Source organism: Mesorhizobium sp. M2A.F.Ca.ET.067.02.1.1 (genome assembly GCF_004023285.1).
Classification (GTDB): domain Bacteria; phylum Pseudomonadota; class Alphaproteobacteria; order Rhizobiales; family Rhizobiaceae; genus Mesorhizobium.
Genome location: NZ_RZSB01000771.1, coordinates 1 through 2,802 on the forward strand (window position 1 = coordinate 1; position 2,802 = coordinate 2,802).

The 2,802-nt window shown below is 64.2% G+C and carries 2 protein-coding genes and 1 pseudogene; all 3 read right to left on the bottom strand.

All coding sequences use genetic code 11. The features are described from left to right. A pseudogene (locus EOA28_RS31525) lies at positions 1 to 712 on the bottom strand (aminoglycoside phosphotransferase family protein); the annotation flags it as partial. A gap of 6 nt (positions 713 to 718) precedes the next feature. Then, positions 719 to 1,651: an N-acetyl-gamma-glutamyl-phosphate reductase gene (gene argC / locus EOA28_RS31530; RefSeq protein ID WP_127250774.1), complete on the bottom strand. Its 933-nt coding sequence runs from the start codon at positions 1,649 to 1,651 to the stop codon at positions 719 to 721. 29 nt (positions 1,652 to 1,680) lie between these two features. After that, positions 1,681 to 2,682, bottom strand: coding sequence for an agmatinase (gene speB / locus EOA28_RS31535; protein WP_127250773.1), 1,002 nt, complete (start codon positions 2,680 to 2,682; stop codon positions 1,681 to 1,683). Positions 2,683 to 2,802: the final 120 nt, after the last annotated feature.

Genomic DNA, 2,802 nt, shown 5'->3' on the forward strand with positions numbered 1-2,802 from the left:
GTCGAGGATGGCGTGCGGCGACTGCCCGAGCGTTTTGCCGAACATGTCGGCCATATGCGCGATCCGGCGCGGATCGAGGCAGAGATCATCGCGGTCGAGCGGATTGTAGAACATGTTGGCCGCATCGAAGCCGGGGTCGCCGATGACCCCCTTGGGGTCGATCGCAAGCCAGCCGCGCGGGCCGAAGAGGATGTTGTCGTGATGCAGGTCGCCATGCAGCGGCCTGATCTCGTACGGATCGGCAAGCAACCGCTCGGCGATGTCTGCGGCGTGGACATAGAGGCTGGCTCGTCCGGCAGCCCGGTCGGCCCTGGCCACCCGAAATAGCGCGACATACCGCTCCCGCAACGGCTGTAGGTGGGGCGGAGGCGTGTGCTTGGACGGCGACAGCAACCTTGCCATCACATCGGTCGCGATCGCGGTGGCCGCGTCGTCGCCATGCTCGGCGAGATGCTGCGAGAGCAGCCTGTCGCCGGCATATTCGAGCAGCATGCCATTGCCGTCACGGCCGAGCAGCCGCACCGCGCCTTCGCCGCGCCGCCAAGCAGGTAATGCTCGCCGCGCAGCTCGTCCGCGACGTCGTCGAAGGGTTTCAGGTCCTTGACGACGGCAACCGAGCCGTCGTCCTGTGCGACCTTCCAGATCCGGCTGGAAAACGTCTCGGCAATGAGTTCGGAGCGCTGACTTTCCAGCGCTCGGGAAACGCCTGCACTGCCGCTCAATGCTTGATGCCGAGCATCAGATCGAGATTCTGCACCGCGGCGCCCGAAGCGCCCTTGCCGAGATTGTCGTAGACGGCCATCAGCAGCGCCTGCGCCCGCTCGTCATTGGCGAACACATAGACCTTCATCCGGTTGGTGCCGTTATAGATCTCCGGATCGATCTCCGGGATCCGCTCCATATGAGTGTAGGGCGCGACCTCGACCACGCCGCCGTCGATCGACGCATAATGGTCGGCGATCGCCGCGTGGAGTTCGGCGCCGGTCGGCACGCGGTCGAGACCGCCGAGCTGCAGCGGCACCATCGTGATCATGCCCTGCGCGAAATTGCCCACCGCCGGCTGCATTATCGGGTCGTGCGACAGCTTCGCATAGGTGCGCAGTTCCGGCACATGCTTGTGCTGCAGCGTCAGCCCGTAGGGCAGGAACTCGGGCGCGTCCTCGCCCTTGCCGATATAGTCCTCGATCATCGGCCGGCCGCCGCCGGAATAACCGGAGATGCCGTTGACGGTGACCGGGAAATCGGCCGGCAACAGGCCGGCGGAGACCAGCGGCCGCAGCGTCGCGATCGGCCCTTGCGGCCAGCAGCCCGGATTGGCGATACGCTTTGCGCTGGCGATCTTCTTCGCCTGGTCCTTGTCCATTTCGGCAAAGCCGTATTCCCAGCCATCGGCCACGCGATGCGCCGTCGAGGCGTCGATCACCTTGGTCGTGTCGTTGGTGATCAGCGACACGCTTTCCTTCGCCGCCGCATCCGGCAGGCAAAGGATCGCGACATCGGCCGCGTTGAGGAATTCGGCGCGGGCGGCGGTCTCCTTGCGGCGCTCGGTCGGGATGGAGATGATCTCCAGGTCGCCGCGGTCGGCGAGCAGCGCCCTGATCTGCAGGCCCGTCGTTCCGTGTTCGCCGTCAATGAAGATTTTCGGTTTCATTGCTTACCAAATTCCCTGCGATTCCAATATCATATGCCGTGAGCATGATTTAGCGCGGCATGATTGCCGTTGTTCAACTCTTCCGCCCGTGCCTTTCGTTCCGCCAACAGGCCGAGATAGTGCATGGCGATGATCGATCCGGCGATCGCCGTTATATCGGCATGATCATAGGCCGGCGCAACCTCGACTATGTCGGCGCCGACGACATCGACCTGGCCGAGTTGGCGCAGCGTCGACAGCATCTTGGCCGATGACGGGCCACCTGCCACCGGCGTCCCAGTGCCGGGCGCGAAGGCCGGATCGAGGCAATCGATGTCGAAAGTGAGATAGGTCTTCTTGCCGCCGGTGCGGTCGACGATCGCATAGGCGATATCGGAGGCGCGCATTTCCTCGACCTCATGACCGTAGAGGATTTTTATGCCGAACGTATCCGGCGCATGGGTGCGGATGCCGACCTGGATCGAGCGGTCGGGGTCGATGATGCCTTCATTCACCGCGCGGGCGACGAAGGAGCCGTGGTCAATGCGCTTGCCGTCATCCGGCCAGGTGTCCTGATGCGCGTCGAACTGCACCATCGCCAGCGGCCCGTGGATCGCGGCATGCGCCTTGAGCAGCGGCCAGGTGACGAAATGGTCGCCGCCGAGCGTCAAAAGGAACGCGCCTGATTTCAGGATCTTGGCCGCCTCGCGCTCGATCGTGCCCGGCGTTTTCTGGTGATTGCCGCTGTCCAGCAGGCAATCGCCGTAGTCGACCACCGAAAGATGCTCGAAGAGATCGCGCGAGAACGGGTATTGCGGATCGTTGTCGAGGATCGCCGAGGCGCGGCGGATCGCTTGCGGCCCAAAGCGGGCGCCCGGCCGGTTGGTGACAGCGGCATCGAAAGGAATGCCCCATACGACGGCGTCCGCGCCCTTCACGTCCTTCGTATATTTGCGCCGCATGAACGACAGCGCGCCGGCATAGGTCGGCTCGAACGACGCGCCCGTCTTGGAGCGGGCGGTGAACGCGTGGTCGATCTCTAGGTTCGCCATTACGGGTCCTCGGTTTGCATCGGGGCAGCCACAACTACAGAACCGGCACGCAACATGCCAGTCACAGCTTGCGGAAACGGCGCGGCGCTCGGCGAGTGCCACGGCAACACAGGATCTGTA